The sequence below is a fragment of the Bradyrhizobium sp. CCGB12 genome, from assembly GCF_024199845.1.
Classification (GTDB): Bacteria; Pseudomonadota; Alphaproteobacteria; order Rhizobiales; family Xanthobacteraceae; genus Bradyrhizobium.
Genome location: NZ_JANADO010000002.1, coordinates 218,300 through 245,062 on the forward strand (window position 1 = coordinate 218,300; position 26,763 = coordinate 245,062).

24 protein-coding genes and 4 pseudogenes are annotated in these 26,763 nt (G+C 58.5%); 17 read left to right on the top strand and 11 right to left on the bottom strand.

The genetic code is table 11. The features are described from left to right. The first annotated feature begins 901 nt into the window (after nucleotides 1–901). The 3 genes from NLM27_RS42295 to NLM27_RS42305 all read left to right on the top strand — a co-directional run bounded on the left by NLM27_RS42295 (nucleotide 902) and on the right by NLM27_RS42305 (nucleotide 3,959). A complete protein-coding gene (locus tag NLM27_RS42295) occupies nucleotides 902–1,867 on the top strand; it encodes an ABC transporter substrate-binding protein (RefSeq protein ID WP_254149251.1) in 966 nt (321 codons plus the stop codon). Between the two features lie 612 nt (nucleotides 1,868–2,479). Beyond that, nucleotides 2,480–3,382 carry an alpha/beta fold hydrolase gene (locus tag NLM27_RS42300; protein WP_375142353.1) on the top strand — a complete coding sequence of 301 codons (903 nt, stop codon included), beginning with the start codon at nucleotides 2,480–2,482 and terminating at the stop codon, nucleotides 3,380–3,382. Between the two features lie 262 nt (nucleotides 3,383–3,644). Continuing rightward, nucleotides 3,645–3,959: a hypothetical protein gene (locus tag NLM27_RS42305; protein ID WP_254149253.1), complete on the top strand. Its 315-nt coding sequence runs from the start codon at nucleotides 3,645–3,647 to the stop codon at nucleotides 3,957–3,959. Nucleotides 3,960–5,025: 1,066 nt separating this feature from the next. Here NLM27_RS42305 and NLM27_RS42310 read toward each other — a convergent pair. Then, nucleotides 5,026–5,228: pseudogene (locus NLM27_RS42310) on the bottom strand (DNA polymerase/3'-5' exonuclease PolX); the annotation flags it as partial. A 102-nt stretch (nucleotides 5,229–5,330) separates the two neighbouring features. Here NLM27_RS42310 and NLM27_RS42315 point away from each other — a divergent pair. Further along, nucleotides 5,331–5,564 (top strand): annotated as a pseudogene (locus NLM27_RS42315) (hypothetical protein); the annotation flags it as partial. A 2-nt stretch (nucleotides 5,565–5,566) separates the two neighbouring features. On the opposite strand, the gene NLM27_RS42320 reads toward NLM27_RS42315, so the two are convergent. Further along, a complete protein-coding gene (locus NLM27_RS42320; protein WP_254149254.1) occupies nucleotides 5,567–6,835 on the bottom strand; it encodes a DUF892 family protein in 1,269 nt (422 codons plus the stop codon). A 261-nt stretch (nucleotides 6,836–7,096) separates the two neighbouring features. Here NLM27_RS42320 and NLM27_RS42325 point away from each other — a divergent pair, with 261 nt between their 5' ends. Then, the gene (locus tag NLM27_RS42325; RefSeq protein ID WP_254149255.1) at nucleotides 7,097–7,273 is read left to right on the top strand and encodes a DUF892 family protein; all 177 of its coding nucleotides are present in this window, start codon (nucleotides 7,097–7,099) and stop codon (nucleotides 7,271–7,273) included. Here the strand turns inward: NLM27_RS42325 and NLM27_RS43915 are convergent. Further along, nucleotides 7,200–7,895: a YihY/virulence factor BrkB family protein gene (locus tag NLM27_RS43915; protein WP_309144815.1), complete on the bottom strand. Its 696-nt coding sequence runs from the start codon at nucleotides 7,893–7,895 to the stop codon at nucleotides 7,200–7,202. The genes NLM27_RS42325 and NLM27_RS43915 overlap by 74 nt on opposite strands. Then, nucleotides 7,856–8,209, bottom strand: coding sequence for a YhjD/YihY/BrkB family envelope integrity protein (locus NLM27_RS43920; RefSeq protein WP_309144816.1), 354 nt, complete (start codon nucleotides 8,207–8,209; stop codon nucleotides 7,856–7,858). The genes NLM27_RS43915 and NLM27_RS43920 overlap by 40 nt, the downstream gene beginning before the upstream one ends. Before the next feature lie 889 nt (nucleotides 8,210–9,098). Here NLM27_RS43920 and NLM27_RS42335 point away from each other — a divergent pair. The 3 genes and pseudogenes from NLM27_RS42335 to NLM27_RS42345 form a co-directional block, all read left to right on the top strand. Then, nucleotides 9,099–9,467, top strand: a pseudogene (locus NLM27_RS42335) (hypothetical protein); the annotation flags it as partial. Between the two features lie 118 nt (nucleotides 9,468–9,585). Continuing rightward, entirely contained in the window at nucleotides 9,586–10,863 is a 1,278-nt protein-coding gene (locus tag NLM27_RS42340; protein WP_254149256.1) for an SDR family oxidoreductase, read from the top strand. After that, the gene (locus NLM27_RS42345; RefSeq protein WP_254149257.1) at nucleotides 10,864–11,349 is read left to right on the top strand and encodes a DUF2269 domain-containing protein; all 486 of its coding nucleotides are present in this window, start codon (nucleotides 10,864–10,866) and stop codon (nucleotides 11,347–11,349) included. Nucleotides 11,350–12,141: 792 nt separating this feature from the next. On the opposite strand, the gene NLM27_RS42350 is transcribed toward NLM27_RS42345, so the two are convergent. Continuing rightward, complete coding sequence (locus tag NLM27_RS42350) at nucleotides 12,142–12,939, bottom strand: YsnF/AvaK domain-containing protein (protein ID WP_254149258.1); 798 nt, start codon at nucleotides 12,937–12,939, stop codon at nucleotides 12,142–12,144. Nucleotides 12,940–14,217: 1,278 nt separating this feature from the next. On the opposite strand from NLM27_RS42350, the gene NLM27_RS42355 reads away from it, so the two are divergent. The 5 genes and pseudogenes from NLM27_RS42355 to NLM27_RS42375 all read left to right on the top strand — a co-directional run bounded on the left by NLM27_RS42355 (nucleotide 14,218) and on the right by NLM27_RS42375 (nucleotide 17,854). Beyond that, on the top strand, nucleotides 14,218–14,475 hold the full coding sequence (locus NLM27_RS42355) for a DUF6894 family protein (RefSeq protein WP_254149259.1): 258 nt from the start codon (nucleotides 14,218–14,220) through the stop codon (nucleotides 14,473–14,475). A 764-nt stretch (nucleotides 14,476–15,239) separates the two neighbouring features. Then, nucleotides 15,240–15,438 (top strand): annotated as a pseudogene (locus tag NLM27_RS42360) (cold-shock protein). A gap of 503 nt (nucleotides 15,439–15,941) precedes the next feature. Further along, nucleotides 15,942–16,157, top strand: a complete 216-nt coding sequence (locus tag NLM27_RS42365) for a hypothetical protein (protein ID WP_254149260.1) — start codon at nucleotides 15,942–15,944, stop codon at nucleotides 16,155–16,157. A 191-nt stretch (nucleotides 16,158–16,348) separates the two neighbouring features. Next, nucleotides 16,349–16,834: a hypothetical protein gene (locus tag NLM27_RS42370; RefSeq protein ID WP_254149261.1), complete on the top strand. Its 486-nt coding sequence runs from the start codon at nucleotides 16,349–16,351 to the stop codon at nucleotides 16,832–16,834. A gap of 828 nt (nucleotides 16,835–17,662) precedes the next feature. Next, nucleotides 17,663–17,854, top strand: coding sequence for a DUF3606 domain-containing protein (locus tag NLM27_RS42375; RefSeq protein WP_254149262.1), 192 nt, complete (start codon nucleotides 17,663–17,665; stop codon nucleotides 17,852–17,854). Nucleotides 17,855–17,971: 117 nt separating this feature from the next. Here the strand turns inward: NLM27_RS42375 and NLM27_RS42380 are convergent, their stop codons facing one another. Together NLM27_RS42380 and NLM27_RS42385 are read right to left on the bottom strand one after the other, a co-directional pair. After that, complete coding sequence (locus NLM27_RS42380; RefSeq protein ID WP_254149263.1) at nucleotides 17,972–19,927, bottom strand: PAS domain-containing sensor histidine kinase; 1,956 nt, start codon at nucleotides 19,925–19,927, stop codon at nucleotides 17,972–17,974. Between the two features lie 227 nt (nucleotides 19,928–20,154). Then, nucleotides 20,155–20,343 (bottom strand): CsbD family protein, encoded by a 189-nt coding sequence (locus NLM27_RS42385; RefSeq protein ID WP_254149264.1) that lies wholly within the window; start codon nucleotides 20,341–20,343, stop codon nucleotides 20,155–20,157. Between the two features lie 308 nt (nucleotides 20,344–20,651). Here NLM27_RS42385 and NLM27_RS42390 point away from each other — a divergent pair, with 308 nt between their 5' ends. Further along, a complete protein-coding gene (locus tag NLM27_RS42390) occupies nucleotides 20,652–20,846 on the top strand; it encodes a hypothetical protein (protein ID WP_254149265.1) in 195 nt (64 codons plus the stop codon). A gap of 42 nt (nucleotides 20,847–20,888) precedes the next feature. Next, nucleotides 20,889–21,149, top strand: coding sequence for a hypothetical protein (locus tag NLM27_RS42395; RefSeq protein ID WP_254148566.1), 261 nt, complete (start codon nucleotides 20,889–20,891; stop codon nucleotides 21,147–21,149). Nucleotides 21,150–21,218: 69 nt separating this feature from the next. On the opposite strand, the gene phaP is transcribed toward NLM27_RS42395, so the two are convergent. From phaP to NLM27_RS42415, 4 genes are all read right to left on the bottom strand, one after another. Further along, the gene (gene phaP, locus NLM27_RS42400; protein WP_254148567.1) at nucleotides 21,219–21,806 is read right to left on the bottom strand and encodes a phasin family protein; all 588 of its coding nucleotides are present in this window, start codon (nucleotides 21,804–21,806) and stop codon (nucleotides 21,219–21,221) included. A 402-nt stretch (nucleotides 21,807–22,208) separates the two neighbouring features. After that, entirely contained in the window at nucleotides 22,209–22,484 is a 276-nt protein-coding gene (locus NLM27_RS42405; RefSeq protein ID WP_254149266.1) for a DUF6894 family protein, read from the bottom strand. 146 nt (nucleotides 22,485–22,630) lie between these two features. Continuing rightward, nucleotides 22,631–22,819, bottom strand: a complete 189-nt coding sequence (locus tag NLM27_RS42410) for a hypothetical protein (RefSeq protein ID WP_254149267.1) — start codon at nucleotides 22,817–22,819, stop codon at nucleotides 22,631–22,633. Nucleotides 22,820–23,330: 511 nt separating this feature from the next. Continuing rightward, the gene (locus tag NLM27_RS42415) at nucleotides 23,331–23,567 is read right to left on the bottom strand and encodes a hypothetical protein (RefSeq protein ID WP_254149268.1); all 237 of its coding nucleotides are present in this window, start codon (nucleotides 23,565–23,567) and stop codon (nucleotides 23,331–23,333) included. 1,543 nt (nucleotides 23,568–25,110) lie between these two features. Between NLM27_RS42415 and NLM27_RS42420 the strand changes: the two genes are divergently transcribed. Both NLM27_RS42420 and NLM27_RS42425 read left to right on the top strand, forming a co-directional pair. After that, a complete protein-coding gene (locus tag NLM27_RS42420; RefSeq protein WP_254149269.1) occupies nucleotides 25,111–25,329 on the top strand; it encodes a hypothetical protein in 219 nt (72 codons plus the stop codon). Nucleotides 25,330–25,641: 312 nt separating this feature from the next. Beyond that, nucleotides 25,642–25,845: a hypothetical protein gene (locus tag NLM27_RS42425; protein WP_254149270.1), complete on the top strand. Its 204-nt coding sequence runs from the start codon at nucleotides 25,642–25,644 to the stop codon at nucleotides 25,843–25,845. Nucleotides 25,846–26,763 lie beyond the last annotated feature (918 nt).

Consider the following 26,763-nt stretch of genomic DNA (forward strand, 5'->3'; position numbering starts at 1 on the left):
CAACGTGGTCGCATTTCAAGCATCTATTAACGCGCTCGCCCGAGGAGAGCACGACCGCGAGCCTAAACGTGCCACCGCACCTTTGAGCAAGTCATGCTTCGATCTACGCAAGGGACCCTGAACGATTTCAGAACAGAGGTGCAGCTCGGTTGACTAGATCCTTGACCGGCGTGAAGCAGGGTGGCCACGTCGCCCTCCTGCGAGCTGGACTTCGATGTATAACCAGACTGCAGAAGGCCCCAAACCACGGGCGTGGCTGGGGCCTCCAAGGAGGGTCCACGCGCCGACTTGACGCGGTGACTTGAAGGTTAAATTCGCCACCCAATTCCATCGTTCCTAAAGAATCCGGGGTCGCCGACTTTCTACGGCCGTTGCGACCGATGGCTTCGGCTCGCATCCGAAATGGTCTGGGAGGTGGCTGGGCATCAGTCAAATTGACGCGCGCGACTCAAAGCTGCCGTCACATCGAATCTCGCTCGGTTTCTAACGTTGAGTGGTCCCAGTAGTTCTCTACGTTCGACACAAATCCCGGAACCATCACCACATTGACCCCACCAAATATCCTGATAGGCGGATGTGATCCGCTTTTGTCGTATTGCGTTACCGGCTGCATGGGTGTCCTCGCTCGCTCGCCCGGTTTTCCCGGTGATTGCAAAACTGGCCTGACGATAGGAAAACGGCAAGTGCCGTGATGTCGTTTGTTGGCCCGAACCCGAGCTTCATGCTCCTCCGAGCCGGTTCGGCTTGTCAGGATTGAGCGGAAGCCGCGGTCTCAAGGTTCAAGGGGCTCCCTTTGAGCCATCACGGACATTCGGCGGCGTCTGCGTCCACTTCTGGCGAAACCGGAGCCTTCTGTTGCTTCATTCGGGCTGGTATTGTGCTGCCTTTATAGGGGCACCAGATGAGACGAAGAGAGTTCATTGCGGCCCTCGGCAGCACACTGCTCTTGCCTTCCGCCCACGCGCAACAGGTCCGCACGATTGGATTGTTGGGATCCGGCAGCGAAGCTGCGCAGCGGGACTGGACCGTAGCATTCGTGCAGCGGATCGCACAGCTCGGTTGGGCTGAGGGGCGCAATCTAAAGATTGAGTACCGTTGGGCGGAAGGTCGCACCGAGCTGTTCGGCAAGCTTGCGGCCGAGCTTGTCACATTGAAGGTTGATCTCATTCTTACGCACAATACCGTGCCGACATTGGCCGTGAAGCAGGCAACATCAAGAATCCCGATTGTCTTTGCCACGGCAGGCGATCCGGTTGGTTCTGGTATTGTGGCAAGTTTAGCTCGTCCGGGGGGCAATGTGACCGGCCTTTCAGGGCAGGCCCCGGATACGGCAGGAAAACGCATCGAATTGCTCCGCGAACTGATGCCGAGACTGGAACGATTAGGAATATTGACGGAGCCCGGAAATCCGTTCGCCGCCCTCGACGTCAAGGAGGTTCAGGGCGCAGCACATACCTTCAACATACAGACTCACATCGTCGAGTTGAGAGCAAGCGATAAGGTTGACGTCGCGCTCAACTCGCTGATAGGCCGCGTCCAGGCGCTTTACATTGCGCCGATTCCGCATTTTTTCGCCAACCGCGCTGAGATAGGAACAACGTCATTGGCTGCGCGAATCCCGACTATGTACGTTATTCGCGAGTACGTTCAGGCAGGCGGTCTCGTCTCGTATGGCCCGAACTGGACTAGCATGTGGCGTCGCGCCGCTGAACTGGTCGCCAAAGTCTTGAACGGCATCAATCCCGGAGACATCCCCATTGAGCAGCCAACGCAGTTCGACTTGGTGGTCAACTCGCGCACCGCCAAAGCTCTTGGGCTTACGGTGCCGCCGGCCTTGTATGCCCGCGCAGACGAGGTGATCGAATGATTGTCTGCATATGGCCCCTTTTGAGACATGCCGACCGGCGCCAGGAATGTCCGTTCGGAGCAGGCGGAAGTAATCAGCGGAAGGTGAAGACACGCGATTGATTCAACGGAGACGCTGACGCCTCGCTTCGACACGTCTCTTCGGCTCGTGCGCGCGACCAAGGCGGTTCAGTCTTTCGGGCGCAGCCCGCTTCGATGCGTTGGGTCAGCCGCTCCCGCAGGCAAGGAACCACGTTGCCGAGCACGACGAAGGTGCGGACGATGGGCAAATACAGCTCCCTTGTCGCCGTCAGCGCCGCGAGCGACGTGCCGGCTAGCCGCGCATGAAGCGGCGTGCTGTGCGCCTAGGTGCGGCGCACTTCTGATGTAGGTTGTGCTGCCAGCACGATAACGGATCAAAGGCCGCTCTTTCGTTTCGACGAGGAACGATGGCGCGGGGTGTCTGTTCATTCCACCTGCAACATTTCTCATGCGCCTGAGGTATCGTGCAGGCCCAGCCGAGGTACTGCCAATGACCTTGCCGCATACTCGTTTTCCGAGGTTCTTGTCCGACTGTCTCACCGCCGCCCGGCGCTACCCTGCACTCACGAGCCTTGCTGGTGCCGCTACTCTCATGGCCGGAGCGGCGCTCATTAATCGGCAGCTTGCGAAGAAGGCTCAACGCGATAATCCTCCGCAGGGGCAATTTATTGAGGTCAATGACGTTCGTTTGCACTATGTGGAACGCGGCAACGGTCGGCCTCTCGTTCTATTCCATGGCAACGGCAGCATGATCCAGGATTTCCAGTCGAGCGGCCTGATTGATCGCGCGGCGGAAAATTACCGGGTAATTGTGTTCGACCGACCCGGCTTCGGACATAGCCTCCGACCCCGGAATGCCGTTTGGACTCCGGAGGCACAAGCAGATCTGTTCAAGGTGGCACTTGATCAGTTGAGGGTCCACCGAGCGATCGTGCTTGGACATTCCTGGGGAGCGTCAGTCGCAGTAGCGCTCGCGATCAGGCACTCACCGCTGGTTGAAGCCTTGGTCCTGGCGTCAGGATACTATTTTCCAACTGCCCGAAGCGACGTAGCTACCGCCATAGTGCCGGCTATACCGGGACTCGGGGATATCATCAGCTACACCGTCTCCCCGATCCTCAGTCGCTTGATGTGGCCTGCGATGTTACGCAAGCTATTCGGCCCGCGGTCGGTCCCCGAGAAGTTCGCTGGTTTCCCTAGAGAAATGGCCCTCCGCCCGGCGCAGATGCGTGCCAGCGCCGCAGAAGCGGCCCTGATGATCCCAGGCGCAGCCGCAGCTGCGAAGACCTATAGCGAACTTGAGATACCTACAATCATCATCGCGGGTGAAGAGGATCGTTTGATCGACATCAAGAAGCAATCGGTCAGACTTCATGAAGAGGTCAAGCAAAGCAAATTGTACCGCCTCGCCGGAGGGGGGCATATGATTCATCAGTCTGCAATGCCGGACGTGATGGCGGCCATTGATGAAGCTGCTGCCCAGACGCTGCATTGAGCGGTCTGCGCGCGAAGCGCTGGCGGGGAGACTGAGGCTAGCGCGAGGTTGTGACGCCTAACAGGAACACATTGCTGGCACCTGCCGACGACGCCGATAGGCCGCTGCAGGAACTAGCGCGCACTCCTTGCGCCGTCCTAGTTACCAGGACGAAGTGATGACGCTTTAGTCGGAAATATGACTAGTACAGCGGCATGCAAAAAGGCGCAGGAACGCGCGTCAACAACGGCGGCGCCGTTTTCTAATAACCTAAAGGATCCAGATGGCGGCAACCAAAGAGGAATTGAATAGGTACTTTGAGATGATCCATCGGCGACTGCCGATCAGAGTCTCTGAGGGCATTCGATGGTTGCGCAAACCATCATCGTTTCCGGCTCGTCTTATTGCCGCATTGCTGCTCATCATCGGTGGCATCTTCAGTTTCTTACCTATTCTGGGCGTGTGGATGCTGCCTCTCGGCCTCCTGTTCATCGCGCAAGACGTGCCGATCCTGCAAAAGCCCCTCGTTAAAGCACTGGCTTGGGCTGAGACTAAGTGGGAGCGCTTGAAAGTGGTGTGGCGAAACAGGTCGTCATAGTATCACTCAGTTCTTGCGTGGTGATATGCTCCGACCGAATATCGATCTTCTGCCATCGGTCGAGATCCGCCGAAGCGTAGCCCCTGTACTCAGGACCTGTCGCAGGGTCGATGGCAGCAAAGCTGGGTAGCGGGAAATCAGTAAGGCGACGATGGTCCCTCAACGAAAGCGAACGACGGAGCCTCTCAGGAAGGCGCGACTCATTCAACCCTCGAGAAAAATCAACGATGTCCAAGGAACTCAGCCGTTTACCTATGAATTAGGCCAATTGCAATCAATCAAAACACCTAACGCCACTTCTTAGGCTGGCTTTTGAGGAAGACACCAAGATGGTGCGATAGCGCGCTGCTTCGAGCTCGGAAGATTCCGCTGCAGGGTTATGGCCGATCTTTCATTCTCGATCCCATCTCAAAGCAGAGCGTGGTCTCTGCGGCTTTCTTCTGCGCAAGATGCATGCGCCGGCGAACGGTACAGATGGAAAATTCGCGCATCCTAGAATGGATGTTGGGGCGAAGTAATGGGCCAAGAGTCGTGTTGCATTCGAGTGCGCCTGGTCCTTATAGCGCTGAATGCGACCAGGGTAAGGCTGTCGGTGCAGGGCTGATCCAAAATCTCGGTATATTTGCTCATTGTTGCCGCGCTTGTAGCGCGGCGGCAAACCACACGCGCTGTCAACGAAAGAGCTTACGTTTATTCCTCGACTGGTCCTCGAAGTCTGGCCGTTCAGTGCGTTCTGCTCGAGCAGTTTCTCGGCTGGAAACCAACAGCTTCGCCCAATCAGGCGCTCCGTAGCTCTCGAGCACTCATCCTCGACATGAATCCACAGCGGACCCTGCCGCTGCCCGCCTTCGATCTCATGTTCCCAGGCCGTCTGGATCGTGTTCTTGAGCCGTTTCTGGGCGACATCGTCTGAACCGAAGAGCTCAATCCAGTCGGCATCGCCGGTTTATGCTGAATTCCGTCCTTCCACCACTAGGATGTCGCGCTGCGGCGCCTTGCTGAACCGGTGCCCGCCCGCCCACGGCCCCAACGACGCCTTCGAGAAGGAGCTTGGCCATTCATTGCGTCAGGCTGCACGGGCCAACCAGCGCCTTCGCTGGCGGAGATATCGCGTGATGTCCGCCAGCGGCATCGCATTCAGCACCCGGTCCGCCGGCACGCCGCCTTTTCGCGCCATCTCGACACCCCAATGCATGGGATCGAGCTCGGCGATCGAGTGCGCGTCCGGATTGATGCTCACATGCAGCCGAATTCGAGCAACGCCTGATGCCCGGCGCGCCGGCAAGCCGATCGCGCCCACGTCCAAGGCGCCGCAGGCAACGTCGTCGACCTGATGGAGGCGCTGGTAAGGGCGGCCGCGCCGGCGAAGGCGTAGATCAGAAGCAGCAGAGCACGATCAGCGGTCTCTACGGCGTAGGCGACGTCGTCAGCGACTCACACCAGATATCCGTCGCTTTCGGGCACGCTGCCGTCGCGGCCTGCCACATCCACAATGAACTGCCGCTGAACTACGTGAAGATGCCTGCGGCAGCCGCATCAACTGCTAGCAGGTCGATACGGCGCCTACGTGCGGCGCTATGTCCAAAGTTTAGCTCGCAGCCGTGATGTTATTCTGCCTGCTCGAGTGCGGCAGGCATTTTTGCCACCGACATCAGCGATCGGGCGACCTGGTTGAGTAGCTGATCCGAATTCTCTTCTTCGGCCAGCGACTTCGACAACAACGCGACGACGGCGCTGTGGCGAAGTTGCTGGGCGAGGTTCTTTGCTGTCGTGTAAGTGGAGATCTCATAGTGCTCCACACGCTGCGCCGCTCCGATCAGCGCCAGGTCGGCAGCCGCGTCTTCCTTTTCTTCACCTTCGGCCATCACCTCCTGGCCTTCCTCGACCAATCCCATCATGCCCTTGCAAGGTTTGGCGCGAGCGGTCTTGCCGAGGAGCTCGAAGCACTCGTTAATGCGCTCCACCTGATTTTCGGTCTCGACGAGATGCTGCTCGAACAGCTCACGAAGCTGATCGAATCGCGCTGCCTCAGCCATCTTCGGCAGCGCTTTGGTCAACTGCTTTTCCGCATGTAGGATGTCGCGGAGCTCATCGATCAACAGGTCGCCCAGACCGGCTTGGTCTTCCGGGGCCGAACTTTCCGCGATGATTGCGGCCGAGGCGCCGGGTTCGGCCTGAATCGCCGGAGATTCCGTGAAGACCCAGCCATTGCCCTCGTTCCAGGGGCCCCGGGTGTCGATCTCGCCGTGCTCCCCGGTGCCGGTGGAGTCATTGAAGAACTGGTCGACCAGTCCAGGCGTCGGCGCGATTCGGCCGATGCTGAAGGCCGGCTTGCCCATGCTCTCGAGCGCCAGCGCGAACGCCTTCATGTGAGTAATTTCCCGGGTCATCAGGAACTGAAGCGCGTCCTTCGTGCCCGCGTCGTCGCAGAAATTGATCAGCCTCTCGTAGACGATCTTGGCGCGCGCTTCGGCGGCGATGTTGCTGCGCAGGTCGACGTCGAGCTCGCCGGTGATCTTCAGGTAATCGGCCGTCCAGGCATTGCCCTGAGAGTTGAACAGGTTCACGCCGCCGCCCCCCGCGATTGCAATCAGCGGATCGGCTTCGGCCGCCTGGCGATCGAACTTCGTCGGCTGAAGATGCATGCGGGCGAGGGTGCCCACGATTTCGAGATGACTCAGTTCTTCGGTGCCGATGTCCATCAACAGGTCTTTGCGGTCCGGATCCTCGCAGTTCAGACCCTGGATGGAATATTGCATCGCGGCCGCGAGCTCGCCGTTGGCGCCGCCGAACTGTTCAAGAAGCATGTTGCCAAAACGAGGGTCGGGTTCATCGACGCGGACAGTGAACATCAGCTTCTTGACATGGTGATACATGGAAGGCCTCGAAAGTGAGAGAGGAATATCAATCCCGAACACTGGTCGCTGCCGTTGGTTCCTACTCATGACGGAGTTGCCCTTCCGGCGATTTGAGCCGAGACCGGCTGGCGGTCGCGAAGGAGTTCGACAGGAACATTGGCCCCCGCATGCGATGAAGATCCAACCGCGGGAACTGATGCAACGGCAGTCCGGAAGGCTAAATCTACCCCGAGGTGAAGGTTAAGGTCGCCGCCCAACCTCAGGAGACCGATCAAGCAATTGAAGCGGCTCCAGCAATGCCTAGAGGCCTGCGGTGAGAGTACCTCGACTCTCAAGGACACAGCTCAGTCGGTCGCGGCGAATGCCATGGCGATGGCTCATTTCATGGCGGGCGACGAGATTTTGAAGAATACTTGCGAAAAACGCGTTCGACCACTTCGAGATCGCGGCCTATAAGTCGCTGTTGACGCTCGGTCCAGTGATCGGGATGGACTAGGCCCGCGCGCCGCTCGAAACCTCGCTGACGGAGGAAGAGCGCATGGCCGCCTGGATCGATGCCAATGTTGCAGGTCACGATGGATAGTGCGCGACGAGTCCGGCGGCGGCAAGCGGCAGAACATACCAGCCGCCGGCTAGCGCACCTTCCGCCCGAGGAATCGGGTCCGCCTATCCTCTGCAGGAGCCGGAAGCCGTCAGTCGCTGCGTGCTGGTCCAACCGTGTCGGCCATTCTGGCGTCCCGCGCCCCCCTCGGCTTCGGCGAGCCCGCCATGGTATCGCGGGCGGTCTGATACCGGAGATCCAGAGCCAGGTCATGAAGCCGATCACAGCGCCGAGCGAGCCATAGGTCTCGTTGAACTTCCCGAAACTGCCGCCATACCAGGAGAACATCGCGGACGCTCCGAGCCAGAGCACCGCGGCCGCGGCGCTGCCCCAGGTGATCCAGCGCCAGCGCGGCGCCCCGCGGATTGCCTCATAACGATAGATCAGCGCCAACGCGACCGCGACGAACATCGCCGGCCACCTGGCGATCCGCAGCATCAGGTCGGCGAAATTCGAGAGCCCGATGAAGTTGAGCACAACCGGAAGGACCACGATGGCCCCAGCGCCGCCAGCACGAACAGGAGCGTGAAGGACAGCGAGACGGCGTTCAGGGTCAAAAAGCCTCGCTTCTCCTGCTCCCCTAGGGCGACGTCCACCGCGCCGCCGGGCAGGACTCCGGAGACCTGGTCCAGATGCTTGGCGATCGCGGTCGGATCCGAGAACAGGCCGTAGTAGATCGAGGCCGCGAGCGCGGGAAAGATCGCGAGCAGGCTGTAGTAGGTCATGCCCGCGGCCCGAGCCAGGACCCGGTACTCGGAGATGTTGGAGTAGACCCGCAGCAGAATGTCCAACCGCGCGCGGGGATCTCGGAGGGCGAACTCGCTTGGCGGCCGCGGTCACTTTCACCTGCCGTCTCGGAAGCAGCCGTGTCGCGGGACCCGTGTCACGGGGATTTCTTCCGCCGGGGGTGTCGACGTGGCGGCGTTCTTCCGGGAGCAGTACGGCGGTCAAGGCCGCTGCCGTCAGGAGAGCCACCCGAGATGACGGTCCACTTGTCCGGCCCAGCCGACAGTTCCCGCTCGCGGGCTGCAACGTCTCTTCCAGTTTTGGCTGCGGTCGTCATCAATTGGCTCGGCTTGGGACCCGGGCCTGCCCGGTCGGGCAACGCCCGTCCCCGTTCCTCCGACCCTACAGCTAGGCTGGTGGTCCGCCGGCGTTGAGGAGCTGGGCAAGCGCGGGTGACGAGCTGAGCCGGTGCGAACGGCTTCGTGAGATCGATGCTGTTGGGCACGCCGAACCTGGCCCAGTCCTCCGCAGCCGTCCCGGTCATGTAGACGAAGGGGAAGGCCGGGTCGCGCTCTCTCGTGCACACACGGGCGAGGTCCCGGCCGGTCATGGCACCTCTCAGGTTAACGTCGGTCACCACCGCCCGGAAACTCGCGCCTCGCCTTGGAGAAGAGTGACCGCGTCTTCCGCCGAGGAAAGGACTTCCGGTAGGAAGCCGCCTTCGCTCTGGGCGTCCTCCAGCATCTGGCGCACCAATCGTCCTCAGCGATCAGAATCTTGAGCGTTCGTTCAATCGCTGTCTCGCTCGACAGCCTACGCTTCAGTGGTCGACCGTGGCGCGAATTGTTGGGTCCCGCTTCGCTTTGCGCCCGGATCTCGACCAAAGGACAAAGGGAGGACCTTGTCGGCAGGTGACGAGTTGGAAAGGTACTTACCGTTGTGGTCCTTTGAGACATGTTCAAAAAAGCTAGATTGTCAGCAAGGCGCCTTAGCTGCAGGCCAGGCTTTCCGGTCACTGTCCGGCCGACCAGATCGGACGTGGTCCTCGCGCGCTCTATCGCCCGCAACACCACACCGGCTCCAGAGCTGTTGGCCCGCGCCATGACTTGGGGCGCAGACGAGAAGGTTCTGCTGGCCCTAGCAGCCATCGGCTGGCTTGCCTCCCGCGGCCGTGGGGTGCCGCTACGGTTCGGCGGCAACAAGGGGAGGATATTCGCGCTGAAGGCTGGCGACGTCGCGGTTCTCCCCGCAGGCACCGGCCATCAGTGTCTTTCAGCGGATGATGAGTTTCTCGTCATTGGGGCCTACCCGCCGACCGGCACAACCACGCCACCACCGAGATAGCGAGCCATGCAACACTCCGACACTGCAGGATCGTGGCCTCATATCCGCCGGGTTGCGGTCGCGGAAGAGGGCTTAACTTCGAAGCGGAGGACAATCAATGAAGGTTGCCGTCATCGGAGGGACCGGACTGTTGGGATCCGCTATTGTAGCTGACCTATCCTCGCGCGGCCATTCAGTTGTTTCCATGAGCAGAAGCGCCGACATTGGGTGTCCAGGCGCGATCTCGGTCGATCTCAACGAGGCGGCGTCGCCCTCTTACTGGCTCACCCATCTCGACGGCGTAGAGGCCGTAGTGAACTGCGCCGGGATACTCCAAGATAGCCCAAGAGATTCCACGTCAATGGTCCATCATCAGGGCATTACGACTCTTTTTGCTGCCTGCGAGCAACTTAGAATCCGCCGCGTCATCCATTTCTCAGCAGTCGGCGTAGACCGTCAGACCCCCACCGCGTTTTCAGAAACGAAATTATCTGGCGACAAGGCTCTGATGGAGCGTGACCTCGACTGGATCATCTTGCGTCCGTCCGTCGTGATCGGTCGAGCGGCCTATGGAGCCAGCGCGCTCATGCGAGGTCTAGCTGCCCTCCCGGCCCTGCCAGTGATGCCGAACACGGGGCAGCTCCAGATCGTCCTACTTGAGGATGTTGTGCATACTGTGAATCGTTTTCTAGAACCCGGCACGCCCGCACGGACAATTGTCGAATTGGTCGGCCCGCATCGCCTTTCTTTCGTCGAAGTCATTGCACTGATCCGCCGCTGGTACCGTTGGGGTCCGGCGCAGGAGATTCGCTTGCCGGACTTTGCTTCGAGCGTGTTGTACAAGTTCGGTGACATGATTTCGCTTTTGGGCTGGCGGCCTCCCGTACGGAGCACTGCTGAGCGGGAGATCAGGCGAGGGGCGGTCGGCGATCTTGAAGGGATGCAGCGGCTTGGGCTGCGTCCAAAAGGCCTTCCGGATTTCTTCGCCTCCGAACCAGCCTCAGTGCAGGAACGTTGGTTTGCGCGTATGTATTTGCTTAAGCCCGCGATATTCATCGTGTTGTCTCTATTCTGGATCTCGACCGCGTTCGTCTCGCTGGGGCCAGGCTGGGGCTACGGTATCGGTCTCATGGGCGAGGGCGGCGTCGAAGGAGCGAGTGCGGCGCTTACGGTGATCGCAGGCGCATTATCCGACCTGGTGATTGGACTCGCGATCGCCTATCGACCAACCAGCCGGTACGGACTCTATGCGGCCATTGCTATCTCCTTCACTTATGCGATCATCGGGACCATACTTGTGCCTCGACTATGGGCCGATCCTCTAGGGCCGATGCTGAAGATCTGGCCGATTATCGTCCTGCATTTCGCAGCGCTTGCTGTTCTTGATGATCGATAAATGCTGTACTTCGTTCTCAAATACTTACATGTCGTGGGCGCAGCGGTCTTGCTTGGCACAGGATCGGGCATTGCGTTTTTCATGCTTGCAGCTCACCTCGGCGGAAAACCCTCCATCATCGCGGGCGTCGCCCGAATTGTTGTGATTGCGGACTTTGTCTTCACAGCCACTGCCGTCGTCGCACAGCCCATCACAGGTTCGCTGCTTGTGCTGCACGTCGGCTACTCCTTCTGGGAAGGATGGATCGTTTTGTCGATGGTGCTATATGTCATCACGGGGGTGCTGTGGCTGCCCGTCGTTTGGATGCAAATGCGCCTTAGAGATCTTGCCTCAATCGCAGCGGCAAAAGGCTCGCCTTTGCCTCCTGAATATCATCGAATTTTCTGGCTGTGGTTTGCCTTCGGGATTCCAGCGTTCATCGCTGTGTCCGCTATACTCTGGCTGATGATAGCCAAGCCTCAACTTGCACTTTTTGAAGTGTGGTAGCAATTGCCGAACAGACCAGGAGGTTTCCGCTCGGGTGCTTAGGCGAGGGCATGGTTTGAAAGATCTTGCGTTCTCGGCTCAGGGACATAGAGAGCTCCGTCTCCGCCAGGCAGCCGAACGGACATGCGTTCCTAACGGCGGCAGCGTGTGACTACCGTTGGCTTAGAGTGGTTCATGGACCTGCAGAAGTCGTATAGGAGCGAACTGGCTCACCGCTTCTGCCGCTTCCAGCTAACGAAAAAACATCGCGGGTAGTAGAACGACGAAGTGGAGTGCCTGAAAGCCGAGCCGCGCAGTATCGTAGGGACATACGTCTCTCGCTGGAGGTTGAAGACCCGCCTGAGTTAGGAGATCGGTGTCATCAAGGGGATCTGCTTTCCCAGGAATGAACCGCTGGGGAAGTCCGCCCCGTTTCTAACGAAAGGTGGTGGCCTGGCGCGGTCGTGACGGAATTGCCGTTATGTCGTTTCGGGATTGCAACGGCGATGGGCAAGGGGACCCTGGCCGGCGCTCTGCAGCGACAGCGTCATCAGCAAAACGGGAAGGGAGCCGACTGGCAGCGACTCCCTTCTTCCGCTATTTCTTGCCTTCCGCGCATTCCTTGAAATGCACTCCTGAGTCTAAGCGCGGCAAAGGTCTGGCCATCGCAGCCTGCTACCATCAAGGTAGCAAAGAAGAACGAGAAGGGAGTTGCGCGCCATTTCAGAGACCGAGCAAGTGAGAGCGGAGCTAAATCCGCCCTCACTCGTCCCTGCAAACTTTGATTACCGGCGGTTTATCAGTGAGGAAAACTCAGCGCCCAGTCTTGTCGATGTCGGCTTTGGTTTTCTTCACCGTATCAGCAACTCTCTCCGTACGCTCGGTCGCTTCTTTGCGCACCACCAGTTCTTCACCGGCTCGAACATCCTTCTGGACCACGGGCTCCTCATGCAGTTCTCGCACTTCGTACTCACGCTCCAGAGGTTGCCCTGTCGCAGCTCCTCTGGCTGGACGGCGTTCGACGACTGTTCGCTCATCGCGCAATCGCACGTCCTTTTGCACGGGCTCCTCGACTACGTAGGTTTTTATATGCTTGACGGTCTCGGTGGCACGTTTGCCAACCTTCATTTCTTCTTCCGGGAGAGGGATGATCTTCTCGCGTTCCGCGCCTTGAGAGACATACCCTTCTTGCGTCATCGCGCTTCCTGATACTCCGCTTCCGACCGCTGTCGAGCCATCCCTGTTTTCTTGGTGAATTTCGACGGGATTGTACCCTTGCATCACACCTTCAATACGGTCGAGATCGGCCATGGTGGGTGCATCCACTAACACCGACAACGCGGCACCGCTTCTTTCCATGTGGCTTTCATAAAGACGGCGCTCGTCTTCCGGCACATCGCTTCCAAACAGCCAGTCCCAGAAGCTTTCTCCATCCGAGCTGGCGCTTACTCTTTCACTGCTTGAGGCCTGTGATGGTTGATTGCTTAGCCTCACATGATCTGCCGGAACGCCCGATCCGACCACAGCACGGTAGGCTTGCTCCGCATCGTTGCGGGAGTTGTATACTGCTACTACGCATTGTCCTTGCATGTTTACCTCCTCAATGGACATGCGCTCAACGCGAGCTTCAACGCATCGTTCTTAATTTTCTCGCAAAGTTTTATCCTGCACGGCGCCTGACATTGGCTTCTACGAGAGTGGCAGCGCTCGTAGCGTACCGTCACCAAAGGCGGCGCCTCTGTCGCAAGATCAGACTGAAGCGCCAACCCTCTGCCCCAAATGTAGGACGCCAACAAAGCTGGTGGAGCGTCTTCGGAACCAGAAAACCTGCTCGTTACGTCCGGCTCGTCACATGCAAGTGCGGGAGCTGGTCTGGGAGGGATAAGATGACAGGAGCGTTTGTACCATTGTGGTGGTGTACCCGCATCACCGGCCAAGGCTTTGCCCGTAGGTGTCGGTGGCTTAGAGACGCTTCGCGCTCCCGCCTGCAAGGCAGAGGGAGCGACCCATGTACGAGCCGACCAGTAACGAGCATATCAAGCTACGGCGGGATCTCGCATCCGATGATGCAGAGGGTGATCGCCCGAGCACGGGAGATCATTGCTTGCGGCGTTAACATGCTGCGCCAGCCAGTGCCGTCAACCTTTCTCCCCGCACACTGGCCGATCTTTCCTTGTTCCATCTTTCTCCGGTAAGATCGTTCCATTGGTACGACTGTCATGGACGACCGGGCTTACATCCTGGACGATGATGGCAGCTGGCGTGCACGAGCTGGATTGCACCAGTGATGACGACGCCAAACAGCAAGCCGCCAAGTTTGTGGATGGTCAGGATTTAGAGGTGGCACCTAGTCGCCGGGTCGCCATCTTGAAGCACCACACAAGGCATTAAGGCCGCCTCCGCTGGTGGCCTCTTCATGCTGGCGGGTATGCTCGTCTCCTTTGATCTAGCTCAAGCGATATGGGCGTTGCCCTTCCATCGGGCCATGCCCAACCCCGATAAACAGCCTGAGCGTAAGGAGGCAAGCCAAGGCGCTTGGACGAGGTGCGCCGTGTCATTGAGGAGTACGCGGCTGATCCCCGGAAGATCATCAGGAAGCTCCGCCAAAACGATAATTGAGACCGCCTCATGTGTGGATGGCCCCGTCCTGCAAGAGATATTTTCGTGATGAGCAGTGGTCGCTTGCAGCCATGTGTCCGGCCTTTATGCTTGCCGTACATAACCGCTGGCCTTGATGGATTCCGCGGATCAGAGCGCCACTGAGGCGGTCAGGTTTCCCTCGATCCGTCGGGTGACCGACACTGCATAACGTGTTGCCGTCGTGTTCTAATTGGCTAGGAACTAAAAACATGGGTTAATTGATCACGCGTGCACGGAGCGGAACTGATCATGACGCGCTATTATTTCGATCTGGTGGATCAAGACGGCGTTGTGGTCGACGAGGAGGGTCTAGAGTTCTCTGACATGGAGGGGGTCGAGTACGAAGCGGCCCGGGCCATGGCGGACGCGGCTCGCGAGAGCTTTCACCGACCGATCACCCCAGGAGAATCTACGATTGAGGTTCGCGACGATCTTGGACCAATTATGCGGGTGCGGTTCAAGGTCGAGATAGAGCGCCTCAGAAGCAGTAAGACCGCCACAGCTTAGGTCGGGCACTTCTCGACAGAGCAAGGGCGCCTAGTTCGCGAGCCGAAGAGTGGTCGCTAGAGGTTAGGGACGAAGCGCGGAGGCCGCTCTACTTCATAGTATATCGTCCAGGAGAATGAATTGAGGCCGCAGGTAGTCGCCACGACAGCAGGTTTTGTTGCCGTTTCCGACTGTCGATGACTTAGTTTGATTTGGCCAGTGGCTTATTGTGATTTTCTGGCGCATAAAAGGGCATGCCAGACTCTCATCACAGATCCTGTCAGTGTGGGGCGGTCTATAGCCGAACCGAGGCAATGGCCCCGGTCGGCAGATCGCCAGCTTCGAGTGCTCGATCTGTGGCGCGACCGTGGAATCCTGGAACACCGCTTGGGTGCCCATCTATCGATTGATTGCCGGTCCCGTTCGACCTTCCGGCCCGACCAAAAACTAGCGAAGCGCGGCCGGATTCGCCCAATAATGGCAGAGTCGTTCGGCAATTCACTCACGCTGGTTGAAGTAACCTCAGACGATGGGCCGAGGCAAACGAGCCAGATGTTCTAGCCTTAGCCAAACCCACGCAGGCGTAAACTTTGGTGCTCGCGGCTATCCTTGGAGGCTGAACGGCAGAAGTCGTAGCGGCCGTTCTGACAGAAAAGCAGCAAAGGATGTTCGAGGAGTTCAACCTAGAGCCCGGCGACGTTTACGGCTCAGGATAGGGTCACCTCGCTTGGTGACCCTGCGTCTGGCGACCATGTCACGCTTTTAAGTAGGAATACCAACTTGCGATAGGTCAAGCGAAGTGGTTTAACGCTACCAAAGGCTACGGCTTTATTGCTCCTGATGGTGGGCCAGACGTCTTTCGCGCACATCAGTGCGGTTGAGAAAGCCGGCTACACGGGCTTGGCCTAGGGCGCGCATGTTAGCTACGAGGTGAGGGCCGGGAGTTCCGGTAAGGTGTCCGCGGAAAGCCTGCGGATTGGTTGACGCGCAGGGATCGAACCTAGCGGCCCGGAGACCGCCGGATTTCGGACTGCTCTAGCCGGTCGTGCCCCTTCTGAATCTCGTGTTGTGAGAGCCAGAGCTCGAACAGGAACAGCGATCCCGCGAGTGCAGCTAAGCCGAAGACGAACCTCATCATAGGAGCGGAAATGCTTTGTTTGCTTGCCTGTTCCTATCCGAGCTGTCGTTCTATCGTCCGTGCGGAACAGCGTGCCTGCAAACCAGGAATGTGCAGGCGCGCCATATCTGCTCGCCTCTCATGAGCCAGCAAACTGCATGGCCGGGGGTTAGCTCCCAAGCGATCTTATGAACATCTTCGGATAGGACTGTATCCGAGATCAGCTTGAGCTTCTCATCCACCCTCATAATGGCACCGCACTAGCCTGCAGATGCCGGCAGTGCGCAGCAACTTATAGGCCAGAACATGCCAGCAAGCGCTGCCGGAACGCCTGCGGGCTCTCATCGTTGTCGCCGATCAGGAGGCCCGCATGAAAATGACCCTTTCCACGACGGCACTTCAAGTTCTTCTCGCGACCTCGGCTGTCGCGGACGAAATACCTCAGCCGAAGATCCAGCAAGTCCGCGATTCCGCGACGGAAGCGGCAGACTGTTCAAAGCAGGTTTGGCCGCATTTCTCGGATGCCTGCCTCCGCTCGGAAGGTAAGGGAATTTCCGTCCGGGTCGTCACCACCGAACGTCGTTAGGTGATGAAACCGCTGGATCGAACCCTTCGTGCGCTCCCATTCCAGTACAGGAACAAGTGGCAAGGGGCCGCTCGACGTTGGCCCGCAAGCGAGCTCGATTGCGCGCCGATGCCGCAGAAGTCGAGGAGTGATCAGCTTGGAACGGAGAGCGTCTTGCTGCCTTTTCCTGTAAGGCATGGAGGAGGCGTAAGATGAGCGACTGGGAAAACGCTATCAGACTAGCGATTGCGCTGGCTTCGCTGGCCTTCGTGCCTTGCACTGCGGCATCGGCGCAGCCTGTGAGATGGACCACTTACACCATACCTGAGACCGGCACGTCCGTTGACTTTCCTGCCTCGATTTTCACCGACGTGGCCGGCAAACCCGACGGTCGAGGACAGCGTTTTCGTACCGCCGATGGCCGGGCGGACTTTACCATCCAGGCGGTCCCGAACGTCTCCAACGATTCGCCGGCTGCCTTCCTCGCGAAGAAGCTTCCACCGCCGCGTATCCAGTACAAGCGGGTGACATCGCGGTTTTTCGCGGTCTCCAGCTACAAAGGGGACAAGGTCTGGTATGATCGCTGCAACTTCTCGAGCGGAAACGTCCACTGCGTGCTGATCAACTATCCGGCCAGCGAAGAGCATGATTGGGACGACATCGTTACCCGCATCAGCTTATCGCTCCGAGGCAGATAGCGCTTCCGGCCGCTGCGGGCTTCCGTGAGAGCATCGGCGCGGTACTTGCCGGTCCCACCGATCTGTGCAGTTCGCGACGGACACATGCGCGACTTTTCGAGTCTCCATTTCACGCTGAGGATCAGGAGGAGACTCATCCGTCGAATATTACTAGCTTGGCACCAAATCAGTCTGCTTAGGCCAAACCGGGGCAAGTGTCTGCACGCGAGCATGGTGTGCCCGCTTCCGGGACACGTCTAAAGCGCACTCTGCGTTGCCGCACGTAACGCCTCAGCCTGATGATCTATCTTGGCACCTAGCACTAACCGAATCGATCCTGCCATTGTGTTTCCTAACGGACTAAGAGAACATAACCAGATGTCGGGAAGACTTGGCAAAATGCCTGTCGCCGCTTTGAGCAAAATGGGAGGACGCCTCACCGCGTCGTACAAAAAGAACCCCGCCCAAATGGGGGATGAGCCGGGGCCTTGAGGTGTGCCCTAGGGCGACGCCCGAGGGCGTCGGGTAAAGTTGGCAAAAGCCCACAATGTTCCTGGGTCGCAGAGTTCCCCGCAGCCAAACATCAACTGCGCAATGGAAAGGCCGCGCCACGCCGATCTTGCGACCGAGTTGCGCCTCGATGAAGTCAGGGCGTCGGATATCTCGTGTCCCCGCCGCCGACCCGGCGCTCCAGAGCTCGTGGGCAACGTCGTCGCCGGCGTTCCTCGACCAACCCTCGGGATTGACTGCAACGACACGATAGCAGCAGAACGGTCAGGTCACAGTGGCTTTCAAAAGGAACGCGCCGTTCCGACGGGCGTTCTCCTCTCCAAATCAGGGAGGATTAACGTGACTGATAACCTCACCAAGCAAGGTCAGCCCGACCGCAGCAAAATAAACATGCATGAGGCTCACGAGGTAAAGTACTGGGCGCATGCGCTCGGCGTGACCCGTGAAGAGCTTCAGAAAGCTATCGATAAGGTCGGCAATTCCGCAGCTACGGTCCGTAAGGAGTTGGGCAAGGAGTCGAACGCGCAATGAGGGCCGCCACTGGCTGCTGTTCTACATCGACATCGCGATAGCCCTTTATGTCTGGAGACACGGCTGCAGACCTAAACCGAAATTGCTGCCACACTTAGAAATGTGCGTGCCAGTGTCCTAAGGATTAGACCTGTCCAACATCTCGCGCACCTTCAACGCCAGCTTCGCCTGGGTAACGGGCTTTTCGAGCAGATCAACGCCTTCGTCCAACCTTCCTTGATGCACGACGGCATTTCGGGAGTATCCGGTCATGTACAGCATTTTGAGACGAGGTCGAATCTGCTGCGCCCGCCGGCCTAGCTCGCGCCCATTGATGCCCGGCATCACCACGTCGGTCAACAGCAAGTCTACCTGTTGATTCTCCTGCAACAAAATAGTCAACGCGGCTTGCGCGCTGCCCGCCGATACCACGCGATAGTTGAGATCCCGCAAGACGTCCGAGACATAAGTCCTCAGGTCGGCATCGTCTTCGACGACGAGGATGGTCTCCACCGCCTCTCCTTCGGCAAAGGGTTCCTCCGCGTCGTCCGCGGCGGGCTGCGCGCTGCCGTGGTAGCGCGGGAAGTACATCCTGATGCTCGTACCCTCGCCGACTTCGCTATAGATTTTTACATTGCCACCGGACTGCTTGACAAAGCCGTAGACCTGGCTGAGCCCGAGGCCGGTTCCTTGGCCGGGCTCCTTAGTCGTGAAAAATGGTTCAAACGCGTGGTTCAACACCTCGGTGCTCATGCCCGTGCCCGTGTCACTCACGCAAATGACGACGTACTGACCAGCAGCAAGCTCCGGGTTGGCGCGGAAATAATCCTCGTCTGCTGACACGTTTGCGGCCTCAACCGTCAGCTTTCCACCGTTTGGCATCGCATCGCGAGCGTTGATCGCAAGATTGACGATGGCGGACTCGAGGTGGTTGACGTCCGCTTCGATCTGCCAGAGGCCGGCCCCGCCGACCGTCTGTACCTCGACGCGCTCGCCTATGGTACGCTGCAAGAATTCCTGCAGACCACTGAGAAAGTTGTTCAGGTTGATCGGCTTTGGATCGAGTGCCTGGCGGCGCGAGAACGCGAGCAATCGGCTGGTCAGGGCTGCGGCTCGTTGGGCGCCACGCTTCGCATTCGCCAACGCACGGTGAAGATTTGGACCTCCAACGTGCCGGCTGTTGCGTTCGGCGTTTTCGAGATTCCCAAGCACGATCATGAGCAGATTGTTGAAGTCGTGCGCGATGCCTCCACTGAGCTGGCCGATGGCTTCCAACTTCTGGGACGCAACAAGCTGTTCCTGAACCGCCTTCAGTTCGTCCTGCGCCTGCTTGCGTTCGGTGAGATCGCGCGTAACTTTGGCAAAGCCGATGAGGGCGCCGGTCTCATCAGTAATCCGATCAATAACGACCGACGCCCAGAAGCGTGTTTCATCCTTGCGCACGCGCCAGCCTTCAGCTTCAAACCGCCCCAGTTCGGCCGCCTGCGCCAGCGCGGTTTTGGGCACCTCTTTTTCGAGGTCTTCGGGAGTGTAAAACGCACTGAAATGCTGGCCAATGATCTCTTCCGGAGCGTAGCCCTTGATGCGCTGAGCACCGGGATTCCACGTCGCAACGTGGCCGGACGCATCCAATTGAAAAATGGCGTAATCAACGACGGCTTCGACAAGCCGGCGGTATCGCCGCTCGCCTTCCAGCAGTTCCTCGTGAGCCTGCTGTCGTTCGGTGATGTCGCGGGTGACTTTGGCAAAGCCAATCAGCTTGCCCCGTTCGTCGCGTATGGCGTCGATGACGACCAGCGCCCAGAAACGACTGCCATCCTTGCGTACGCGCCATCCTTCTGACGCGAAGCGTCCAGTCTCCGCAGCGGTTGCAAGCGCCTTTTCCGGCAGGCCCTTTTTGCGGTCTTCGGGCGTGTAGAAGACAGCTAACGCCTTCCCAATGATCTCGTCACCCGAATAACCCTTGAGACGCGCCGCTCCGGTGTTCCAGGTTCTGACAGCCCCGTCGATATCGAGCATGAAAATTGCGTAGTCGACGATGGCGTTGATCAGCAGTTCGAGACTTCGGGCGTCCCCGACGGGAGGTGTTTTCATAAATGTGGGAACCTAACCTGGACACAGACAAACTAGCAGCGAGAGGATGTGGTTCCTGCTCCTTTTGCGTTATAGCGGCCTCTCCTACGTCCTGATCTCGAGTTGCCAAAATGAGCCGTTTCAATTAGCGCAACTCGCTCAACCTTAGCCCTTTGGGCAACTTTGAGCCTTTCTTAAAAAGAAGTGCCGCCCGGAGGCGGCTAATTCTTGGTCTTATATCGTCATTACTATTTCAGGGCATCAGCGGCGTTCCGCGCCGCATCCTTCACATCTCCCGCAGCGTTGTGCGCGGATCCCTTGGCCTTATCGATCTTGCCTACGGTTTCCATGTCCTTATCCCCAGTAATCTTCCCAGCACCTTCCTTTATGGCGCCTTTTGCTTTGTCCACAGCGCCCTTTACATGTTCGCGGTCCATGATGGTGTTCCTTTTGCTATTGGGAGGGATCAGGCCAACGAAAGAGTTGCGCAGCGGTTCCTCGGAAGTGAGGACCGATCATGAACACATGGAACTTCTTGATTTGGACCCTTGTGCGCGTGCGCGGCGGCGACGTGGGCGCCGGCGTGGTCATCCCCACTTAGTGTTGTACCGACATCGGTACACCAATGGCAGTGCGCGATATGGCGTATGTCGAAATGAGGGAGGCATTGATCTTCATGTATGGATCGGAACGCGGAGATCACGTCGCAGCGGCGCTGACCGGCGCGTCGGATTGGAGGCGGCCCATGAAATTCATCGTGGACGAAGCCGGCGAAATCATCGCCCAAGCAACGGATGACCATACTCTAATTGGCGGCCACCACCGCCTTGCAGTGGCGGCGAGTCTCGGTAGAAGACTATTCTGGCGAGATACCGGCGAACCTGTAAGGCTTGATAACTTCTTCAAGCATTATGGAAGTTCTCTTCGGCATACGGCCTGAGCCGCCGAAGGGAAGACGCGTCACCAAGGTCGGATCACGGCAATGTTGAACTGGATGGTTCTGGCGCTGGAAAGCAATCGCGTAATCGGGCTGCGGATTGCGAAGCTGATGCGCGGCGGCAAAGCTGCCCAACGTGAAGCCCACCGCATGGTCAGTGAAAAAATGGCCGCGGCGGCGAAGGCCAGTACCAGTCTGGTGGCTGGCGCTTCCGGCGACAAGATTGTTGAGCAATATCGAAGAAAGGTGGCGGCAAACGTCAAACGACTCAGTCGGAAGCGAACGCGCAAACGAAAACCGCACTGAATTCGCCGGGGCGGCAAGAGCGGCTTGCCTGCCTGAGCCGCTCCTCGTCCGTTGAACCGGTCCGCCCGCTTAGCGTGAGATCTGAGCCATCGTTTGTTTAATCTGCTTTCCGGTATCGTCGGCCATTTTGAGCGACATGTCGGCGATACGACGGCTGCTTTCCAGAGCAGTCTCCACGGTCTCCCGCACCATGTCAGTCTGCACCGCTGCAAAGTCCTGTGGAGTTCGGCACGTCCACAACCTGTTCATGTGGTCGATGTGCTTCTCAAATTGTTGCCGAACCATCTGAAGGTACTCTTGGGACATTCCCCCCATCACTTTGGCGGCGGCTGTGCCACTGTAAAGGAGCGTCTGCGCGTTGCGAGCTGACCGTTCAGTTGCCGCCGTTGCCTTTTGCGCATCTTCCGCAGATAAGCCAAGCGTGCGACCAAACTGCTCGCTAGACCGTCCCATCACCGAGGTCGCCGCTTCGAGGCTGGAGCGCCAGGTTTGCTGTAACGTCTCAACATTTTGCTTGAGCATATCAGCGCTCGCCCGTGCCACTTCCTCTCCGGCTTCAGCCGCTGCTTGCCCGATGCGCGTAGTCTGCTCTCCCGTACGGCGGGATGCGTCTTCCATGCTTTGTGTCGATCTCTCTTCCGGACGCGGGTTGGCCATCTTTAGTTCTCCGATGATTGAGTCGGTGACTGCCCTCAGCCTATTGTGCAGAAACGCAATCCCGATAAGGCCGTTCCTGCGGCTACCCATTCTTTCCGCTTAGCCGATGTCACTAGGAACTATAAGCGAGATGTCTACTGCAGCTCGTTCCCGCCGCAACGTTGTAGTGCTCAAGGATACTGAGCAGAAGGCTGTCGCTGGCTACTCTATCGTGAGCGGACGAAACCGACCGTGCGGCGGTCGTGAGACAGGTCAGCATACTTGATCACGGACAAGCCGGTTTCACCGAGAAGTAACATCAACAACGAAGCGATGATGGCGAGGAAAACGCGTCGCTTGATCGAGTATCCCGTGTCCCGGCTCGATAACCAAAGACTACGTGACCCTGACCCTCGCGATTACTCAGGGGGTCGAGACAATAACGTTGGCAGATACGCGCAGCACTTCACCACGGGCGTCGCGAACCTTGACGGCCTTCAGGCCGTGCTGATCTTTGACGCCAGCATCAATAATCATTTGTCCTAGCGCCTCGATGGCCAACCGCCGGGCGGCCGCGACATCAGGCAGGTCGTTCCCGTCCTCATCCGTATGATCCTCGTTGCCGTCATAGAGATCAAAATGAAAGATCGTCATACCGGGAAAAACCAGCAAGCATGCGGCAGGTTCCGGCATCGCCATTTCGCGCCTGTCCAAAGGCAGGCGAGTCCGCTCACGACGCGCCATGTCTGCTTGCCGATTACCTCATCAGGATCAGACAGCAAAAAGCCCCCGGGATCGGACCGGAGGCCTTCTGATTCACTGGGGTACATCCGCCCGAGTGAACATCAATGCGACTCTCGAAGCTGCCGTTCCAGGCTTATGGCTTCTTCCGCGCTGCGGACCTTCTTTAAAAGCTTGTCCTTCTCACCGCCGCTGGGCATCGCCTCAGCTTGCTTCCTTATATCGTCAGTGAACTGAGCCAACCGATCTTCGAGAGAAGTCGCTTGCTTGAACCGCCTGCGCTTCAATCCCATCGCGTCATCCTTGTTGACGAACGAGGCTAGAGGCTTTGGCTACAAGCGCCCATTACAAAAGTTAACGCGGACAAACCGTCGCACTAGCCGGCGCGCCTGACTCATACAACGCCACCAAACCGACATTCGAAAGGCGCGGCGTCTGCCCCTCAATAGCACAAAGCAAGTCTTTGGAACGAGCCCGCCACCTTCAATGTTCCGCTGACAGCAGGACAGAGAAAGGAGGCGTGTTATGTTGCCATGTGGCTACCTTCCGCCATGCCCGCAGTGCAAGGCTTGGCCGATGGCCCTCACGGGCCCAGTCGATTTTACTTTCCGCATGGAGTTTCGTTGCCCGCGCTGCTCACGTCGTGAGGTCTTTGACCTGCGCACCTCGAAGGAACCGGCTCATTGGCCGCCGAAGCCGGGTGGCTTCAAGAGCATCAGCCGCTACCGCGTGGGGGCGTGAGGCGAACCGGTTTGCACTGCTCGAACCGGCGAAATGCTTTGGCGTGCCGATTAGCACCGTATATCAAAAGTGCGCCTCGCATTGGCAGCGATGAATATTGTGGCGCCTCCGAGAGTTCGGCGTCGGCGCCCCCCGAACTTGGGCAACCGCGTCGACCACGTCAGAGGTTGCGGCGCGTGAGCAACCTTCGCCCGAATTGAAGCAAACGATACGTACGGGATAGGTGTACTCGCCGGAAAGGATGTTGGCGATCACCGGTTCCAGATCTGTTTCCGCCTCGTCGGTCAGCGCAGCCGGCACGCGCGCCGAAGTCCTCAAGCACTAAGTAGATGTTCCGGTCGTGGCGGTCAGTTGGGACGAGCGAGGCAATGGACACATACGCTTACTCCGGCACAACGTGGCGGAGCGACGGCCCGGCCTCGGCATTGGAGTGCTGAGGAGATCCGGCGGGGCCGCTCCACCGGCTCGGGCGGCGAGCCAGCGCCGATTCAAGTTCAGCTCCGGGCCCTGAGTTCCATAGTGAGTCCTGATCAGCGAAATTCAACATGACGGCAGGGAAGTCTAGCGCCTTGCGTCGTGAGAGCGATCTGAGATTACGGGCCGAGCCGCTTCTCAGGGCGACCCGCGACAGGAACCGTACGTGCGAAGAAGAATTTTATTGGCATCTTCTTCCCTAGCTGGGGAAATACCATGCGATACGTTGCGTATGTAGTCGATCCATCCGGCGTCGCTCGCGAGGTTTATGAAATCGATAGTCCGACCGACGAAGAAGCGAAACAGCGAGCAGAAAAATTTCTGGACGCTCATCCTGGCGTTGAGGTATGGGCCGGTCCTCGCAGGGTTGTCCGGTTAGTGCGTGAGAACTCGGACTGAAACTATTTTTCGCGATCGCTAACGATCCCTTTCGGGGAGTGGGAGGCGAGCAGGGACGCCGTTCAATTCAGAACGAAGCCTCAGCCGCTGTCTGGACTGCTAAGGCCAAGTCAGTGCTTGCGCTCTGTTACCCAGGCAAGGCTAACGAGATGCAGTCTTAGCTCCTGGGCGGCTGTAGCACTTTGTCGACAGAGTAGGGCGCCTTGTCTGAGTGCGAACGGCCCCGGGCATCTCCAGGGCTGGGCCGAGACACGCCGGGACCGCTCGACGCATCAGACTCAACGCGGCGCCGCCATTTGGCAGTCGCGTCGATGGCTCCTGGCGGAGTCTCAAATGATGCAGCATTCAAAATTTAATGAGCGCAGTCTCTTGGGAGGCCCTTGACGAAGGAGCCTTAGCCGCTGTCTGGGACCGCCGGGGCTTCAACCAAGATTGACCACCTGTTTTCGGCGGATGTATAGATCATGCCCGAAGCCCCCACGTTCCTAATTAGCCTTCAGCGCAAAAGGAACGACCCCAGGCCTGGACCAGAGACCCAGGGCTGGGGCCGCTCGGGCTATGGACTGGATAGCCTTGCGCCTAAGCGCATGCTGATCAAAGTCATTCGGGGGCAACTGTTCCAAGCACCGGACGTGAATAGTTGATAACCGAAGGAAGTCAGGAACGTTCGGCCGGCGGTTAGCTTGTGTTATTCTATCCGAGAGCTGTGCCATGCTGCGATTTGGTCCCCGATCCGCTCAGCCTGCACCCGTTCAATTCCACACCTGCGAGCACTGCGGCGGACCTTTGAGCCGCGTCGAGAGCTTCTTCAATGCACGCTCAGACAAGCCAGTGCGCATCTACAAGTGCGCCGATTGCCATAAGCTCACGTGGGATGATTGAACCCGCCGCGATGAGAGACCACCTCGGAACAACTTGGACTGAATGTACATTAATCAACATGAACGGACCAATTCAAGGGATTGGCGTCATGGGAATCGAGCGCACCTTCACACCCAGGTACTTCCGCAATAAGGCGGAAGAGTTCCGGACCAAAGCCGACAACTGCGAGCATAGCGAAAGCAAGCAATCGCTGCGGAACGTCGCCAAGAGCTATGACGAATTGGCCCGGCGAGCTGAGCAAGTCCGTACCTCCAAGATGCTGCAGAATAATCTTGATAGGAACGGCGCCGTCGTTGAACGCACATGATGACGCCTGCGGAATACCTGGAGAGGGCCGAACATTTTTACGGGTTGGCCAACGCAGCGAGAGATCCTGTCTCCCGATCTCAGCTCGAAGCTCTGGCCAGTAGCTACTATGTCCTCGCCAAAAGCACCGCCGTCCTGTCATTCGGGCAAGACCCTTGAGGAACTCGAATCCCGCCGTAAGAAGTAAGGCCGCCGCGTTGGCGGCGTCTCAGGCCGGCGGGCCTGTTCCTCTCGCCCATGCAAAATTTTCCCAGCGGCACTTTTGAACTGAACAGTGGCCTGATTTGCTCTAGGCTTTGTCATGGACCGCACTATGCAGCTGCGCCACCTAGAAGAGGCCGAGCAACACATCGCCCAGGGCGAGCGTCACATTGCAGAGCAGGAACAGCGGATCGCGCGCCTCATCCGACTGGGTGCAGATACGGCCGAAGCTCAGAGGCTTCTAAATAACTTCTTCGCCAGCCAGATGCTGCACCTTGAGCACCGCGAACGAATCCTGAAAGAGCTAAAACAGTAAGGCCGCCTCAGCTGGCCTCCTTCCGAATCTACGATAGCAACTTGTCCGCGAATAGTTCATTGTCCGCTCACCACCGGCCGAGGCCCTGCCGTAGGCGTCGGTGGGCAGCGGCCCCTCGGTCACGATTGTTGCTTCAAAATCGCCGATCTTGAAGCGATAGAACGGGGAGCCTGGGTGCCGAGCTTCGGGGCCTTGGCGAACGCTGGGCTGAGCGAGCCGAGAGCGCCATCGTTCCAACTGCAGAGGCTCCGATCAGCAAGTTGCGGCGTGATACCGCATCGTATCTGGCCATGTGCTTCCTCCTTTTCGTCGCATCATTGACGCTTATGCGCGAGCGAACGCTACCGCAGCCTGGGCCGCGCTTCGAACAGAAAATCGCGAAATTTGGATTGAGGTCCGGTCGCCCTGAGCATGCTGACGATGCCTGTCCTCGCAAAAGCCGTTCCGAATGGCGAAATGCCTCGACCTCGGCTATGCGCGGGTACGGCTAGTCTGCAATCGGATAACCAAACCGACCGAGGGTTCGTTGGATTCCCTTTGTGGGTCAAACTGAGAAGAAATTCAGTGCGAGCATATGTTTTCCGTTTCGCCCTCGAACTCGGACATTCCTCGATGCAATCAGCATGTCTCAAACGGGCCAATTGCGGAAGTGATGCGACTCCGTGATCTAGCACGCGGTGAACCTCTGCTGCTTGATAGCCAGACGACTAGTCCGTGAACGATTGACCTTGGGGCACGAAAGGTCCTTGTAGTCGATCACAAGCCCACTGCAATCCGTTCATGAAGGCACGCACAGTGCCAAACTTACGATTCTGCGACGCAGCCCACACCACCTACCAGAGCCACTTTGATTTTTTCCCATCGGGGCTGAATGCATGCTCGATGCTGTTCATCGCAGTCTCGTTTAGAATGAGACCA